The organism is Fundidesulfovibrio putealis DSM 16056, assembly GCF_000429325.1.
GTDB lineage: Bacteria > Desulfobacterota > Desulfovibrionia > Desulfovibrionales > Desulfovibrionaceae > Fundidesulfovibrio > Fundidesulfovibrio putealis.
Map to the genome: position 1 here is coordinate 311,577 of NZ_AUBQ01000006.1, position 16,744 is coordinate 328,320.

Below are 16,744 nucleotides of genomic sequence, written 5' to 3' on the forward strand. Positions count from 1 at the left end.
AACGTGCCCGGTAGCATGTGTGCGGTCACAGCTTCATTCGGGAAGTGTACGTTATGTTTCCATGCTAATTTTGAGATTCAAAAAACGCGATAGCTCGGCGCAGTTCGGCAAACTGATAGATGATGTAGTCAGGCTCTGCCCCGCTGTACTTTTTCCTTCCCTGATTGGACGAAAAAAAGACAGTCTTCATGCCGAAACTGTTGGCGCCATAAATGTCCCGGTACATGTCGTTGCCCACGAAGAGGACATTTTCTGCAGGAAGATCGAGCCCATCGAGTGCTGATTGAAATATCCTGCTGTCAGGTTTCCTGTATCCCAGGTCTCCGGAGACGATGATGGGGCTGAAATAGTCTGCGATGCCCACAGCCCGCATTTCCGGCAGTGCCCAGGCGCTCTGCGCGTCGGACAATGCGGCAAGCTTGTACCGCTGAGACAGTTCGTTGAGTATGATTCCCACTTCAGGGTAGAGTTGCAACCGGTAACGGGAGATGCCCCGGTACATTTCGGCGAGAAACAGTGGCATCCACTTCAGTTTCTCCGGGGGCAGGGCTTGGCAGGCCTCAGGTCTGCGGAGCAGGTATTCGCGCCACAGTTCGACCGCGTCAAATTCTGGAAATGTCTGTCCACCAGCTTTGCGCTGGGCGTCCAGCAGTTGGTAGTATTCGTCGCGGACCTCCCAACGGCTCGTTTGAATGCCCTGGTAGGTCAGAAAATGGCTGATGCCGCGGTAGACCTCCTCATTGCCTTCGTCGGTCTGGATATCGATGAGTGTGCCGTTGATATCAAACAAAACAGCCTTGATGTTCATGGCAGCTCCCTCAGAATCACTTTGGCTTTCTGCACAAGTTGCCAGCGGTAGTGATGGTCAATCCACGAATTGCGGGCGATGCGGAGCAGGGTGATGCCCATGTAAAAGGGGATGCGTCTTGTGATTGACCCGAATGCGCTCATGGGGTCCGGTAAATGGCGACAGTACTCCCAAAGGAAATGTCCAATGAAGGGCTCGGCGTCACCGGGGTCCCCCATGGCTTGGTAGAAGAAGTGGGCCAGTTCGCCGCAGAGCCTGCCCAGGTCGAAAGTCCTGTCGGCCCATTGCATGCGTTCCAGGTCGATGGCCAGCACGGTATGGCCAGGTCCGAACAGAAAGTTGGATGGCGTGGCGTCGCCATGAACCAGCACGCCCTGGTCTTGCCACATGATGCCCTGGCCGCGCCATGCCTCGCGCAGGTGGTAGAGTTCGTCCGAGTGGTCGCGCCCCATGCCTCGTTTTGACGTGAGCGATCCGATGAGCCGCCCCATGTAGGCGTGACTGTGGTCGAAGTTGACCCCCCAGTCTCCCGCCGTACGATTGTGCAGGGAGGCGAGGAAATGTCCCAAGGCTGACAGCTTGCGAAAGAGCCGTTCGCGCTTGCGCTGATGGATGGCTTCGTTGATGATCGTCCCAAGCAGGCCGCCCTCCAGGAACTCCATGATCAGGACGTTGTTTATGGCGGGGTTGAAGCCGAGTGGCCTGACTACGTAATGAGGCGCGGAATCGAACCCCAGCCCGCGCAGGTAGACCAGGTTGCCGAACTCGATTTCCCCGGTTTTCATCTGCTGGGAGGGGCTTTTGGGCGGGTAGAATTTCCCGACCAGGCGTACCCCGCTGTGTTTTTCTTCATAAAGATAGACATTGCGGGAACATGCTGACTGAAAAACGCGGAACTCCACCCCTGCGGACCCGACTCCAAGCTGTGGAACGATGTGATCCTTCAGGTAGTCATGCAAAGGGTCACGATGGTCAAGATGTCCCATATACCTGTCAAACATTGCTATCCCCCGGCCCCAGATTCCGGCCTGCAAGGTGCGCGCACTCCGGGAGATGAATCGTGAGGACTGTTTCGTCCGACTCGTCGGAGGTGCGCATTTCGAGCGTGCCGCCCTGCGCCTCGATCATCTTCTTCGCCGAGTAGGTGCCGAGTCCCGTGCCATAGGATTTGCCAGCCGTGCTGTACTTGTCGAAGAATCGGTCCCGGATGGGCACGGGAACCACGCCCTGATTGCGTATCTCGATGCGGCAATCCTTCGCGGATATCAGGTTGACGACCACCGTGCCCCCCTTCGGCGTCGCCTCCACCGCGTTCTTCATCAGGTTGAACAGGGATGCGCGCATAAGTTCCACCTGCCCGGAACATGGGAAGCCCGCGTCCTCGGTCGGCGGGGCACCGTTCAGAAGCACCTGCATGACGGTGTTCCTGTGCTGCGGAGCGTTTCGCAGGTTCTGGACGATTTCGAGGACGACCGGGAGGCAATTGAATATCTTTGGCACTTCCTGGTACTGTCCGGTTTCGATCCTGTACATGTCCAGGGAGCGATCCAGCGTGTCCAGCATCTGTCGGCCAGCGTTGTTCAACAGGGCCAGAAGCTGGCGCTGTTGGGCGCTCAGGCCGGCTGCCTCGAGCAGCAACGTGGCGACGTTCACGGCGTTGCACGCCGGGGAGCGCAGGTCGTGCTGGATGACGCCCTCGATGTGCGCCTGGAGTTGTTCGGCATGTTTGCGGACGGATATGTCGCTTATGACGGCACGGTACACCGTGGGGCTGCCTTCCTCGACAACGGGAACCGCATCGATTTTCACCCAGAACGGGGTCGCATCCGCCTTCATCAGCCGCAATTCGCATCCCTGGCGCATGCCCGTGGCCGCGAGATGCCTGTGGTGCTTGTAGTAGATGTCCTGGTCTTCCTTGTGGATGAACCGGCTGAAGGGCTGCTTGGCGAGTGTTCCCCGAGGCACGCCCAGCATGGTCGCGAAGGTGACGTTGGTTTCAATGAACATCCCTTTTTCGCTCAGGGTCACGTAGCCGATGGGGGCCAGGTCGTAGAGGTCGAAATATTTCGCACGCATGGCTTCAAGTTCCACCTGCGTCCGCCGCAGCTCTTCGTTCTGCATCTCCAGTTCAATCTGGTGCACGCGCAGTTCATGCAGCGTCTGGCGCATTTCTTCGGGAGACATCGCATTCTCGGCTGCCGTCTCGATTGTCTTGAGCTTGTTTTCCGCACGATTGCGCAGCATGTCGGTCATTGTTCGTCTCCTGAACCAGCCAAGGCAATTGGTCCTGTCAAAATCAACGTGTTCTGCAGTATTGAACTCATGTATCAGGCGACCACCCTGAGTCTGAACTTTCCCCGGCTGGATAACCGCTCCTAGGGGAACCGGGGCGGGATGCCCTTGCCTCATGCCGCGCTCAGTGTGAACAGGACAAGGAGGCTCGCAGGGCGAAGACCTACCCGGAAGGCAGGCCAGTCAGGGATTCAGAGTCTTCGGAAGAATTCGCCGCCGCATCCGCCGGTGCTTTCGTCTGGTCCGGCGAAAGAGGGATGCGCAGAATGAAGCGTGTTCCAATTCCAGGCTGCGACTGCACATCGACGCTGCCGCCGTGCTTGGTGACGATGATGAAATACGAAACGGCGAGCCCCAGGCCGGTGCCTTCTCCGACGCCCTTGGTGGTAAAGAACGGTTCAAAGGCCCTTTTGCGCACGGCGTCGGTCATGCCGGAGCCGTTGTCTTCCACTTCGATGCGCAGCAGGCCGCCTTCGAGGGCGGTTCGCAGTGTGATGGTCGGGTCGGCCTCCGTCTTGTTTCGATCCACCACGGCCTGGGCCGCGTTCTTGAGCAGGTTCAGGATCACCTGCTCTATCTCGGCGCTGGTGCAGTACACTTCCGGCAGGTCCGGAGCATACTCTCGAACGATGCGGATGTTTTTGAAGTCGAACTTTCTTTTCAAGTCATAGTCGAAGCTGGACAGCTCCACTGCCTTGTCCAGCAAGGCGTTGATATCCACAGCCAGGTGGCGCACTTCTCCCTTGCGGCAGAATTCCAGCATGTTGGAAACGATAGCGGCTGCTCGTGCGCCGGACTGGCATATGGCGTCCATAAACCCGGGAATCTGTCGTTTATTCAAGTAGGTCTGGATGCTGTCCATGGTGCATCCGCTCGCTTCGGCAGCGATCCTGTTGGCCGGTACATCCGGCTGGAGGTGGGAGATCACCACCTGCGCGCTCTGGAGAATACCGCTCAAGGGATTGTTGATCTCATGGGCCATGCCTGCGGCGAGGCCGCCCACCGACATCATCTTTTCGGACTGCACCATCATCTCATCAATCTGGACCCGCCGGGTGACGTCGTCCACCCGGACCACCGCTCCCACAATGTCCTCGGTGATCAGGGGGTAGATCGTCACGTCCTGGTAGCTCCTCACGCCGTTCCGTATGAACACGTCGCGTTTCGTGTCCTGGGGGGTCCTGTCGCGTAGCGCAGCCCTGATGGTGTCCATCTGGGTGGCCAGCCTGGGGAACGCTTCTTCCAGGGGGCGGCCAAGGGCAATCCGGGCGGGAATCCCGGCGGCGTCTTCCGCTGCCTTGTTCCAGTGCGTCACCACGCAATTGAGGTCGATCCCGATCATGATGGAGGGCATGGAGTTCAGGATGTTGGCGAGGTATTCTTGCGCCCTGATCATCTCCTGTTCCGCCTGTTTGCGCGCGGAGATGTCGCTGACCGTGGTGAGCTGCACCATTTCCCCGTCTGCTTCCTGGGCGGATTGCGTTTCGATCTGCGCCCAGAATACAACTCCATCCTGGTTCATGAGTCTCAGTTCGCATCCATGCTGGGTGCACGCCTGCGGCTCGCCTGATGCGACGAGATGCTTGCGGTGCCGGTAATAGCGATCCTGGTCCTCTTTGAAGATGAACCGGCTGATGGGCTGGTTGACAAGCAGACTGCGCTGCAACCCCAGCATGGTGGCGATGGTGGTGTTGGCTTCGAGGATCAGGCCCTGTTCGCTGAGGGTGACGTAGCCGATGGGGGCCATGTCGTAGAGGTCGAAGTATCGGGCGCGCACGGCTTCCAGATCTTCCTGGGCCTGGCGCAACTCTTCGTTCTGCATTTCCAGTTCTATCTGATGCACGAGAAGCTCGTGGAGCTTCTCCTGCATCTCTTGGGGTGACAACGCCGGGACACCCGGAGCTTTGCCCGTCCTGGCAAGCTCTTCGGCCCGTTGGCGCAGTGAGGCGTTCATGGGTCACCTCTCACAAGGCCAGCCCGCTCGGTGGTCGCAATGGCGTAGACCCGCCCGGCATTGTCGAGCATTGCCGTGGCGGTCAGCCAAACATCGATAGTTCGTCCGTCCTTGTTCATTCGTTTTGTGGCGTAGGGCGCCTGGGCATCGACCTTGGCGACACTCAGGAGATTGTCCAGTTCCTGGTCGCGCAGCTCAGCGGGCAGCATGTCCCGGATGTTCATGGACAGCGCCTCGGCCTCGCTCCATCCGAACATCTTCTGCGCGGATACGTTCCAGGCCATGATGCGTCCGTCCAGGTCGAGCATGAGGATGGCGTCCTGTGCGTCGCGGACAACGATGGCCAGCCGGAGCTGCTCGTTGGCCCGTTTCAGCATTTCCTGTGCATTCTTTGTCGCAGTAATGTCGAAGAATGTGATCACCGCTCCCTCGATCACGTTGTCGAGGGTGCGATAGGGGCGGATGCGCATGGTGTACCACTTGCCTTCCGTCGTCTCCACTTCGACCTCTTTCGGGGTCAGGGTGTCCAGCACCGCCTGCGCGTCCGCGACCAGGCTGTCGTAGCCGACCAGGTTGGACACGATGTGGCGCACGGGCCGCCCCACGTCCGAGAGGATCATGTTTATGATCTGGGTGGCTGCGGGGGTGAACCGGAGGATGCGCAACTGATGGTCCACAAATATGGTGGCGATGCCCGTGCCTGCCAGCAGGTTGTTCATGTCGTTGTTGGCCTGCGACAGGTCCGCGACTTTGGTCTGCAATTCCGCATTGACTGTGGCGAGCTCCTCGTTGACTGATTGCAGCTCTTCCTTGGACGTCTCCAGCTCCTCGTTCGATGATTGCAGCTCCTCGTTGATGGACTGCATCTCTTCGTTGGAGGACTTGAGCTCCTCGTTGGATGTCTCCAGCTCCTCATTGGTGGTCTGGAGATACTCCTCCTTGGCCCGCAGTTCCTGCTTGAGTGCCGTGATGCGCGCGTCGACATTCGCATCTGCGTCGCAATCAATCCCGAGGGGTGGCACAGCGCTTCCGGTCGCGACCGGGGTGTCTGCGTTTGACGTTTCTTCCAGAATGACCAGGAATAAGGTGTCCTCGAGCGTCGAGTTGATGTTCGTCAATACCGGACAGACGATCAGGTTGGCCATGGTGAAGTGGCCGTTGGTTTTGATGCGCAACCCCTCGCAACGGACGGTTTCCTTGGTCACTGTGGCCTTGTGCAGGGCAGTGGTCAGGTCGCGCCGCAAGCCTTCCCTGGCCATCTTCAGGATGTTGTTCACGCCTGCTTCGCCTGGAACCGGTTCCAGATACATGCCCGTGCGGCCATGAAGATACAGTATGACTCCCTGGGCGTTCACAAGCACGCCGGCCAGGGTGATCTGGTTGAGGATCGCCTGTTCGGTCAGCTCGCGCAGCGGCAGCTTCCCTGCTGCGGGCGTCTTGCCGGAAGTCTGGCTGGCTTTCCCTTCCATCGACGTGAACGGGAGGAAGTGGCCCAGGGCCGTGCGACGTGTGCCGTGGATATCGTCCTTGCGCTGGTACAGCTTCAGCTTGCGGTCCAACGTCGCGAACATGTCCCCGAATTCCCCCACGGTTTCCGAGGTCCCCAGGAACATGAAGCCTCCCGGATTCAGCGCGTAATGAAAGATGGGGATGAGCTTCTTCTGCAGTTCGCCGCCCATGTAGATCATGAGGTTGCGGCAGCTGATGAGGTCGAGCCTGGAGAAGGGCGGGTCGCGGACCAGGTCGTGCTCGGAAAATACCAGCATGTCCCGGATGCCTTTGTGGATGCGGTACATGCTGCCGTCGGACTCGGCCAGGAAAAAGCGTCCAAGGCGCTCGGGCGAGATGTCGGCGGCGATGCTGGCCGGATACAGTCCGGCGCGGGCCGTGGCGATGGCCATGCTGTCGATGTCCGTGGCGAAGATCTGAACATTGATACTCTGCTTCAGCGTCTCCAGGCGTTCCTGAAGGAGGATGGCCAGGGAATAGGCCTCCTCCCCGGTGGAGCACCCAGTCGACCAGACACGGACACTGGCTCCGGCCGGTTTTCCCGCGAACAGCTTGGGGATCACGTGCTCCTCAAGCGCCTTGAAGGCTTCGGGATCACGGAAGAAGGATGTCACTCCGATAAGCAGGTCGCGAAAGAGCGCTTCCACTTCAACCGGATTCTGCTGGAGGTATTTGACGTAATCGTTCAGCGTTTCAATCTGATGGACAGCCATGCGCCGATCAATGCGGCGATGGATGGTGCTTGGCTTGTACATGGAAAAATCGTGCCCGGTCTGGGCCCGCAGCAGGACGAAAATCTTTTTCAGCGCGCTCTCCGCCTTGTGGGGCGGGGCGGCGGCGGGGTGCGGGGGCTTGCCGAAGGCGTGGGCCACGTAGGAAATGATCTGCGTGGGCATCTCGGCTGGGGGCAGTTCGAAATCCACCAACCCCGTGGCGATGGCGCTGCGCGGCATGCCGTCGTATTCCGTGGACTCCGGATTCTGGACCATGATCATGCCGCCCTCGCCCTTGATGGCCCGAACCCCCTGGGTGCCGTCGCTGCCCGTGCCGGAGAGCACCACGCCGATGGCTCGCTCGTGCTGGTCCTGGGCCAGGGAGCGAAAGAAGAAGTCTATGGGCAGTCGCTGCCCGCGTGGGGCGGCGGGAGCCAGCAGTTGGAGCGTTCCGTTCAGGAACGCCATGTCATGATTGGGCGGGATGATGTAGGCGCAGTTGGGCTGCACCGCCATCCCGTCCTCGACCTCGAAGACCTGCATGCGGGTGTAACGCCGCACGAGGTCCGTGAGGATGCTGTTGTGGTCCGGGGCCAGGTGCTGCACCAGGACGAAGGCCATTCCGGGGTCGGCGTCGGCGGGCATGCCGGAGAAGAACGCTTCGAAGGCGGCCAGACCCCCTGCCGAGGCGCCAATGCCGACTATCGGGAATGATGACTTGGGGTTGGCCGCCAAAGCAGTTTTCTGCGCATCTGCGGGAACGACGTTTTCTTTGTTAGTAGTGTGAATTTTCTGGTCCCGTTTCTTACTCATGAAAATAACTCCAAATCCGGTCCATGTATTGATGATTGCACACGAAGTCAGCGGGCTGCCTGGGAATCGTGATCTTTCAATAGTCTCACATCTGTTGGAATCTGGCAACATAATAATCGTAAAACAATACGTGACCCTAATGTCTTTCCTCTTGTGATAGCCGGGCTGCGGCCTTCGTTTTGCCTCTCGCCATCACTCCATTGGTTTTGCTATTGGAACCAGGATCCTGTTCGCGTCCGCAGGTGTGCCGATTCCTTTCATCCGGGGGCCGTATGAAAAGACTTGGTCGTGTCATAGCCGTCCTGGCGTTCGTCCTGGCGTTTTCCGGCATGCCCGCGCAGGCCGCCAAGGGGGGATTCAAAACCGATACCGGGACCTACACCGGCGATTTCGACGAGATCCTCGAGCGGCGAGTCCTGCGCGTGGCCGTGCCTTTCAGCCGTACCCAATTCTTCTACAACAAGGGGCGTCAGTGCGGGCTGGCGGCAGACGCCATCCGCGAACTGGAGCGCCGCCTGGTCAAGCACCTGCCGCGTAGACGATTCCTGTCGGTGGTCGTCACTCCCATGACCTTCGACAGGCTCCTGCCCTCTTTGCTTGAGGGCAGGGCGGACATCGCCGCCGGGAACATCACCGTGACCGGGGAACGGCTCGAATCAGTCGATTTCACCGTGCCCGTAACGGACTCCATGAACGAGATCGTGGTAACAGGACCCGGTGCTCCGCAGATTGGAAGCCTGGACGATCTGTCCGGTCGGGAGGTTCATGTGAGGGCAGCCACGAGCTACCGGCAGAGCCTCGATACCCTGAACGAGCGTTTTGCTCGTGAAGGCAGGGAACCCGTGAACATCGTCCTGTTGCCGGACGAGCTCCAGGACGAAGACGTGCTGGACATGCTGAATGCGGGACTGATCCAGGTGACTGTCAAGGACGACCGGCTGGTGAACCTCTGGAAGGACTTCCTGCCGCACATTACCCCGCGTCCTGACCTTGTGGTGCGCACGGACGGCGTCATCGCCTGGGCCATCCGCAAGGACAGCCCGAAACTCAAGGCCGTCCTTGACGAGATCATCCCTCACTCCACCGGCAAGGGGCTCCAGAAGGCCATCTATGAGCAGTTCGCGCGGGATGCCCAAAAGATGCGCAACGCCCGCGACGGTGCGGATATGCGCCGCTTCGAGTCGCTGGTCGGCCTGTTCAAGAAGTACGGGAGCCAATACGGTTTCGACAGCTTGTTGCTCATGGCCCAGGGCTACCAGGAGTCCGGGCTGGATCAGAACGCCAGGAGCCCCATGGGAGCCATCGGCGTAATGCAGATCATGCCCTCCACGGGCAGGGAGCTCCGGGTGGGCGACATCCGCCAGGTGGAGCCCAACATCCATGGCGGAGCCAAATATGTGGCCAGGATGATGGATGAGCACTTCAAAAGCACTCCGTTCAACGAGACGAATCGGACCTTGTTCGCTTTCGCCAGCTACAACGCAGGGCCTGACAGGATTGCCCGCGCCCGCAAGCGCGCGGAAGCAGAGGGGCTCGATCCCTCGGTCTGGTTCAACAACGTGGAGTTGGTGGTGGCCAAGACGGTGGGGCAGGAACCCGTGCGGTACGTGCGCAATATCTTCAAGTATTACGTGGCCTACAAACTCGAGGAGGAGGCCCGCGCAAAACGCGACCGGACCATGGAGAAGACGTGATGCTGATATTCGCCGTGTCTGGGCTTATGAGAAGGCGCGCGATGAGGCAGTCGATTGGGTGATGGGTAAAAAGGTAAGGCATGGAGGACGCCACAAGCAATGGCGGCAGCCACTCGTCCATGTTTCGCCATCTCAGCCGGGCTCGTGATGCGAGCGATTGTCGGGAGACCTGGAGATTAAGCCGGAACAGAGTCGGAAATGAAAAAGGGGTCACAGTGTTTTTCACTGTGACCCCTGTTCTCTTGGTGGAGGCGATGAGGATCGAACTCACGACCTCAGCGTTGCGAACGCTTTGGTCCAGTCAATAATTTCAATGGCTTAGATGCTAAATTGTGGTACGGAAATAGCCATTTCCGGGCTATTTTAGGCAGTATTGTGCCACAAAACCATTGACCTCCCTGTGCCTCAGTCATAGTGTCCGGGCATGGCATACCAGCATGGCAACAAGTGGGTGGTCAGTGTCCGCCTTCCCGAAGGCAAGAGCGAAAAGCACCTCTTCAAAAATAAGGAAGAGGCAGAACTATTTCAAGCTCAGTTCAATTACGACAAGAAGACTAATCCGACCAGACGGACTAGACCGATTGCGTCTGATTTGACGTTCAAACAGGTGGCTATAGAATACCTACAAAAGCGGGGGGAATCTTCCCCCGGTGTTATTACTGATATGTTTTACTTAAATGACGTGATAATTCCTATCATTGGCGGGGTTCATGTTAGAGATATGAATGAAAATCACTTTTGGAAGATAGTAAGCGAGTACCAAAAGCCTACTAGGAAAGTGTTTCGCAAAGACAAAGAAAGTGGCAAGCTGATAGATACAGGCATATTTAAGAAGTCTAGCAAGAACTCTTCAATAAACAGACGCATGGATATTGTTGTAGCAATTATGAAGTATGCCTTTAAGCGCGGATATGTTAAGAACTTGATTCCCTGGGATAAGCTTAAAAGCGATGCTGATCTGATTATGCCCCCCTCTCTTGATGAGGCCAAAGCATTACTAGAACATGCGCCAGAGCATTTGAAGAGGGCTATTGCGCTTGCTTCATATACAGGAATACGCCCCGGACCTATCGAGTTATATTGTCTCAAATGGGACCAAATAGACTGGAATCAAAACGCTATATTCGTAAAATCAGCAAAGAAGGGCGGGCTTAAAGTTCGCTCAGTCCCGATCCATCCCCGCTTACTGGAATTGCTGAAGGCATGGAAAGCCCAAGACGGGGAAGGCCAGTTCATTATTCACTTTAGAGGTAAGCCCGTCTCGCACGTTAAACGCGCTTGGGAATCGACCAAGAGGAAGGCCGGGATCACGAGAAGACTTCGCCCGTATGATCTCAGGCATTACTTCGTTACCTCTGCCCTTGGGGCTGGTGGTGATCTCAAGTCGGTTTCTCAGATGGTGGGACACTCTACCCCCACTTTGACCTTGAACACCTACCAGCATGTGATTGATAAGAATAAGGTCGCAGCTATCGCCGGACTTCCCGACTTGGGTTGATCTTGAGTTCAAAAGGAGCCAGCAAATGCGGACAGTTTTTTTCCTACTTCTTCTGGCCTCTGTTGCCCATGCTGCCGAGTCTTCCAGAATTTACGGGAAGGATGGCTCATATAAGGGCTACACTGTTGAGAGGCCCAAAGGCGAGACAAGGGCCTATTCAAAGGACGGCAAATTTGAGGGGAGGAGTGTACAACGCCCAGATGGTTCAAGCCGGATTTACAATGCTCAAGGGAAGCTGGTCGGAACAACCAAGCCCCGGAAGTGATGGCCGCTGAAAATATGTCCGATTGGTCAGCAACGCCCGCCACCATTAACGAAGCCGTTTTCAGTGCAGCCAATTTCCTGAATGACTTGCTGGATAAGTACGAGTCTACTTCGGAAGCATCAGGTTGTTACCTGATGCTAAAAATTGAGGACGTACCCTCTAACACCTTTGCTATTTGGAGGGAGGAGGGCGTAAGTGCCTCGCTAATTTCCAAATTTCTGGGAAAGGGGTGGTCTCTTGAGGCTGTAGCCAGTTCAATGATTGTTCTTCGTGAAGAACTCACAGAAGCCCAAACTGCCCGTCTACGTGCTAGAGGAGAGCGTCAAAAAGCCAAGGCAGAAGCAGCCCGCCTCGAAGCCAATCGTCTGAAAGAAGAGGCAGCACAAAAAGCCCAAGCAGAGCAGGAGCGCAAGCAGCGGGCAGAACAGAAGCGAATTGAGGCTGAGGAGAGGCGTAAGGCTGAGGAAGCCGCAGCCCTCGATATGGACGATGAATCAGAGAGCATTTTGCGGGGTTTTGCGGAGCAGCGGAAAATTGTTCTCAAGTTCAATTTCAGATTTTTATATATTTTTGGTTGACAGCTTTTGAAAAAGACCCTAGGAATTGACGTTCACCATAGCTGCATTTGGTCTTGACTATTCCCCCTGCATAATATAGGATTCCGCCAGTTGGTTCACATAGTGGGCCGTGCTGGTGGTCCGTCTCGTTTTCCCCCAGCCAGCCTAGAGTTTTTTACAAGGGAGGTGTCCAGCCCTTAACCCTAACGCCTTGGAGGAGTCTTATGCTTCAATCTTTTGTGTCCTACCTTCTCGAAACCCGCATCATTAGTCTAAACTAGAGGTGTCCTGTATGACTGATACCTCTTCTTTTCCTGCGCTCAACGATAACAGCTTTCAGTTTGTATCAAAACGAATAATCGGAAGTCGTGGCGAGAACTGGAATTATCAAACAAAAACGCAGCTAGCTTATTACTTGCTCGGTATTGGCAGTAGCTACTTTCCTCCTGATACTGATTGGGGTACGCCTGAAACGGTAAGAATCCCCGGACTAGACCGTTCCCGATTCCTAAAGGGTGACGAAGGAGTGTGGCTATCGAGCACTGTACGCCTAGACGGTGGGAATGGGGCTTACTGGCTCATGTTCGATGTTGAGGACTTCGCAACCCACCATGCGGGGCTTACCGACAACATCAAGGCCATGAAGAACTTTTACCTCTGGCTAAAAGAGAGAAGCCTTGCCGAAGGCTTACAGATTGGGTTGTCTGGGAGTGGTGGCCGCTTCGTCTTCCCCTACTTAGTGCATCCCTCCCATGAGAGTTCGTTTGCTCAGATGCTCAAAAGTCCTGATTTTGACATCCTGCTTCCAGGGACAGACAAAAGCCCTTTGAAAAACCGTATGCCCATGCGGTTTGCGATGAGAACAGGATATCAGGAACAAGAGGGAGCCGTGACAAAGCTCAAAGACGGTCGCCCCCGCTGCTTTACCTGGCTGGATAAGGCCGAAGACGTTTTGAACTTGAGTTCAGAGGAGTACGAGAGGCTTGTCTACGCTGAACCAGACCTCGACAGGCTGTTTCTAAAGCTCTGGCAAGTTCTACCTGATGGGCGTTTTGCGTCTGACAGGTGGCATGAGGTCATTAGGGACTTGGGCAACCTTGGTTATGTGTTCTCTGAGATAGGAAAGAAGCAGAGTCGCAGGGTAGAAAGACAGCCGGGATCACACATCCTTCCCCCTGTGTCTGACAGTCTCGAAGAGGCTGTAGAGCGTAAGTGCGGGGTGTTCACGAAGCATACAACCGCTAACGGCATGGAGATTTTGAGACTTCCCGAATGTCCCGAATGTCCAGACCACAAGAAGATGACTTCCGGCGCGGCTGTTGACTCTCTGGGGAGGCTCAGTTGCTTCTATACTGAGTGCCGCGCAAATACCCCCCTTTGGCCGCATGAATGGGGCTTGGCGTACAACCCTCCTAGGGAAATGAGAAGAGCAGAGGCGGATCATATCCCCCCCGCGTGTCCGTTCATCAGCTTGGAAGAGTGCCGGGAAGAGCTACGCCGCGCCCTGGACTCTTTGGAAACATGGTTCATCAACATTTCTTGTGGCGCGGGCAAGTCTCACGGTGGGATTGCTAAGGCCATTGAGGTGGGGGCTTCTGGCGGTCTGGTTGTGTACTCTGTCCCGACAAATGACATGCGGGATGAAATGGAAGTGCGATTCAGAGAGGCCCTGTCAGGAGTCGAAGGGGTTAGAGATGATTTCCTTTTCATCCTTCGTAGCCGTGGTGACAAGAATTGTGTGCTCCATTCGCTAATCAATGAGGACTACAGCAAAGGGTGGAATGGTAGAGCTTTAAGGTGTTCTCACTGTGATCGTACAAGTAACTGTGACTACTTCAAGCAGTTTGGGAAATTGAAAGGGAAAGAGCATGGGGTTATTTTAATGACTCATGCCCATATGGCAACCATGCCCCGCTTGGTAAAAGGGGTTGATCTCTGGTTCATAGACGAAGACCCAAAGAAGGCGTTTTACCAAGAGCAGAAAATGCGTGTTAGTGATATTACTGGATGCCTTAATCCTTCGAACAAATGGAAGAATCAAGTCAGTATATCAGATGGCATTTTCACACACATTGACCCCCTGATTTCTAGCGCAGATGTATGGATTCTTTCAGAAGAGGACAAGAAGTTTGAGGACATCGGTTGTGATACTGGAAGGCGTATTGATTGGGAAAAGCTTAGGGCTATTGCAGACAAGATTGCCTTCAGGTTCAAAGAGCTATCCAACGGTCAACACGAACGCTTTGAGCGTGATAAAGCTGGTGGGATTACTGAATCCATGCATATGGAAACTCGTTTCTATGCCACACATGCACCTGAAACCCTCGAAGATAAGCACAAAGGCGTGTCCTTCCTTCAGTTCATTAACTTGGATGAGGAAGAATACGAATATTTGAAGATGTATGTGAGTTTGTGGGCTTTGGTTCTGGAGAATCCAAACAAGAAAGTCCAAAGTACCTTGAGTATAGTATTGCAGCAAAACAGAATCAACCCCCAAGCCTTGAAGTTTCTACGCCTAGCCTTCGGCATAGGTGACAGCGAAAATAGGTGTTCTGCATATGCAAAACTTCAGGGAAATGGCAGTGTGTCTTTTCACATATTCGAGAATAAAGTCAAAGACAGGTTGCCGGGGTGTGTGAAGTTCATCCTTGATGGGTCTGGTTGTCTGGATGAGTACAGGGCTATGTTCGGGGATGTTAATGAAGTCCGCCTAAAGGTACGTTGGCAAGGCCCGATGATTCATATACCCGCCGTGACAACAAAGAGCAACTTGCTCATGAAAGGGCGGGAGTATTTGCGGCTGCTTCTCCGATCATCCTTGGAACAGGTCAGGTTGAATATGGAGAATCCCACAAAGATAGTCTTGCTCTGCCTGAAGGACAATGTGAAAGACTTTCGGGAATTGACTGCGGAAGAGGAATTTAAGGGAATTGAGTGGGGTATTGTCTGGTGTGGTAACTCCCGTGGAATTAACAAGTATGAGGCTTACGAAGCTGTTATACACATTGGAGATTACATACTGAATCCGAATGGCACGGTTGACTTGTGCGAGGCGTTAAACATCCCCCCTGAAAAGCGGGAAGGCATAGCTCGCAAATGGGGGATTGATGAGCAGTACCAGGGAGTTCAACGTGTTCGGGGTTCACTGTCTCGTAAGGTGCTGGTAAGTTGTACGAGAGCGTGGAACTTTGGAGAGTTCATAGGATGCCCCAGCATAACTGCACCTGTACCGGGGGATCATCGGGGGGATGGAAGCGAGAAACACAAGGCCGTGAACAGGCTCCTCCCTTGGGCTAACCTCTACAAATGTATGACTATGGAGTTTGCTAAGGCCCTGAATGTCCATATCAAAGGTGGGCTTTCGGGGGATGATTGGGAAATGTTTGAACCTGAATTGGCGGATAGCATCAAGCAGGGTATGAAGAATGAAGAGGTCTTTTCCCTGGACAGGAAGCAGTGGATGGAAGTTCGGGATATGCTAAAGACCCAGACCCAACTACCCGAACATGAGAGAGGGGGGAAACGTGGGAAACGCCCGAAGGGCTTGGGGGAGTATGAGGCCCTAAAACGAGTGTTCCCAAAACTGAGGAAGGGGGATGTGTTCTTACAATAACCCCGTGGGGGTTTATGTTTCTTACCCCTATTAATATATCTTCTTCTTATATATAGGGCTAAGAAACATATTCCCTCATAACTCTGTCCCTTCCCCCGGCTGTCAGTATTGGGAATTCCTTCCCCTTGACCCCCAACCCACAGAAGGCAACTCCGCATAATCTCCATTTCGGGGGTTCGGGGTTGCCTTCTTCTTTTCACCTATTAGCGAAGAGTTCCAGGGAATCAGTCCTGAACGCCTCGGACTAGGAGATGCCCAACTTGGACATCTCCAATCCCGTTTCCACTGCGTAAATAACCCATTTGGAACTGAAGAATTCTTCAGGTTGCCCTGCGATGACCAAACTTCACCATCCCTCCAGAGTGGGGAGGTAGGAAGCCCCGGCCCTAGTTTGACTTGGGCAGCCGGATAGCACCTACGGCAACCCCGAAGCCGTAACTAGCTGGAATTGTTCAAAGCTATCTCATAGTTAGTTTTGACATCCCCCCGACTACCCCGTAAATTCCTGGGTCATAACTAGCTGGAATTGTTCAAAGACGTCATATCGCCGTTTTTACCTCTGTCATAAGGATTACTGAGGTCAGCTCCAAGGGTGTCCACCAGTGCCGACCTCCTTTTTGTTCTTAAGAACAATTTCGGCGGGGTTCGGCGGGGTTCTTCCGCCGACTCCCCTTCGAGAATCCCAAATGTCGGATAATGTCATTGACCGCCCTAATGGAGCCACCCATGTCCGCCCCTAATGGAGCCACTTGGATCAGCGTTTCCGGGCTTCGGACGTGTTAAACATCTAGTTGTTTTCCCCTGCACCGGCAACGCAGTTTTTGATCATGGCCTCTTCCCTGGAGCTTCGGAAACTTCGACCTTCGAGGACCACCTTGTATGCTCCGTGCCGCAAGCGATCCAGGGTCGCGGCCCCCAAGAGCTTGTTGTTGAAGGCTTCTCCCCATTCGGAGAAGTCCAGATTGCTGGTGATGATCGTCGGGCACCGCTCGTACCGCTCCGCGATCAGATCATGGAAATCCTCATCC

At 55.3% G+C, this 16,744-nt stretch carries 10 protein-coding genes; 4 read left to right on the top strand and 6 right to left on the bottom strand.

The annotated features are described in order from the left end of the window. Positions 1-64: 64 nt before the first annotated feature. The 5 genes from G453_RS0108770 to G453_RS0108790 all read right to left on the bottom strand — a co-directional run bounded on the left by G453_RS0108770 (position 65) and on the right by G453_RS0108790 (position 8,089). Positions 65-808: an HAD family hydrolase gene (locus G453_RS0108770; RefSeq protein WP_027190761.1), complete on the bottom strand. Its 744-nt coding sequence runs from the start codon at positions 806-808 to the stop codon at positions 65-67. Continuing rightward, positions 805-1,809: a phosphotransferase gene (locus tag G453_RS0108775; protein WP_027190762.1), complete on the bottom strand. Its 1,005-nt coding sequence runs from the start codon at positions 1,807-1,809 to the stop codon at positions 805-807. Before G453_RS0108775 ends, G453_RS0108770 begins: the two co-directional genes overlap by 4 nt. Further along, a complete protein-coding gene (locus tag G453_RS23130) occupies positions 1,802-3,061 on the bottom strand; it encodes a PAS domain-containing sensor histidine kinase (protein WP_051272083.1) in 1,260 nt (419 codons plus the stop codon). Before G453_RS23130 ends, G453_RS0108775 begins: the two co-directional genes overlap by 8 nt. Before the next feature lie 202 nt (positions 3,062-3,263). Continuing rightward, positions 3,264-5,054 (bottom strand): PAS domain-containing sensor histidine kinase, encoded by a 1,791-nt coding sequence (locus G453_RS23135; RefSeq protein WP_084502192.1) that lies wholly within the window; start codon positions 5,052-5,054, stop codon positions 3,264-3,266. After that, positions 5,051-8,089 (bottom strand): chemotaxis protein CheB, encoded by a 3,039-nt coding sequence (locus tag G453_RS0108790; protein WP_043645052.1) that lies wholly within the window; start codon positions 8,087-8,089, stop codon positions 5,051-5,053. The genes G453_RS23135 and G453_RS0108790 overlap by 4 nt, the downstream gene beginning before the upstream one ends. A 272-nt stretch (positions 8,090-8,361) precedes the next feature. Here G453_RS0108790 and G453_RS23140 point away from each other — a divergent pair, with 272 nt between their 5' ends. The 4 genes from G453_RS23140 (at position 8,362) to G453_RS0108815 (ending at position 15,716) form a co-directional block, all read left to right on the top strand. Next, positions 8,362-9,783, top strand: a complete 1,422-nt coding sequence (locus tag G453_RS23140) for an MltF family protein (RefSeq protein ID WP_084502193.1) — start codon at positions 8,362-8,364, stop codon at positions 9,781-9,783. 424 nt (positions 9,784-10,207) lie between these two features. Then, positions 10,208-11,281 carry a tyrosine-type recombinase/integrase gene (locus G453_RS0108800; RefSeq protein WP_027190764.1) on the top strand — a complete coding sequence of 358 codons (1,074 nt, stop codon included), beginning with the start codon at positions 10,208-10,210 and terminating at the stop codon, positions 11,279-11,281. Between the two features lie 264 nt (positions 11,282-11,545). After that, positions 11,546-12,124 carry a hypothetical protein gene (locus G453_RS0108810; RefSeq protein WP_027190766.1) on the top strand — a complete coding sequence of 193 codons (579 nt, stop codon included), beginning with the start codon at positions 11,546-11,548 and terminating at the stop codon, positions 12,122-12,124. Positions 12,125-12,395: 271 nt separating this feature from the next. Beyond that, entirely contained in the window at positions 12,396-15,716 is a 3,321-nt protein-coding gene (locus G453_RS0108815) for a hypothetical protein (protein ID WP_156920858.1), read from the top strand. A gap of 787 nt (positions 15,717-16,503) precedes the next feature. Here the strand turns inward: G453_RS0108815 and G453_RS0108820 are convergent. After that, on the bottom strand, positions 16,504-16,744 hold a 241-nt coding region (locus G453_RS0108820), incomplete at its 5' end, for an ATP-binding protein (protein WP_027190768.1).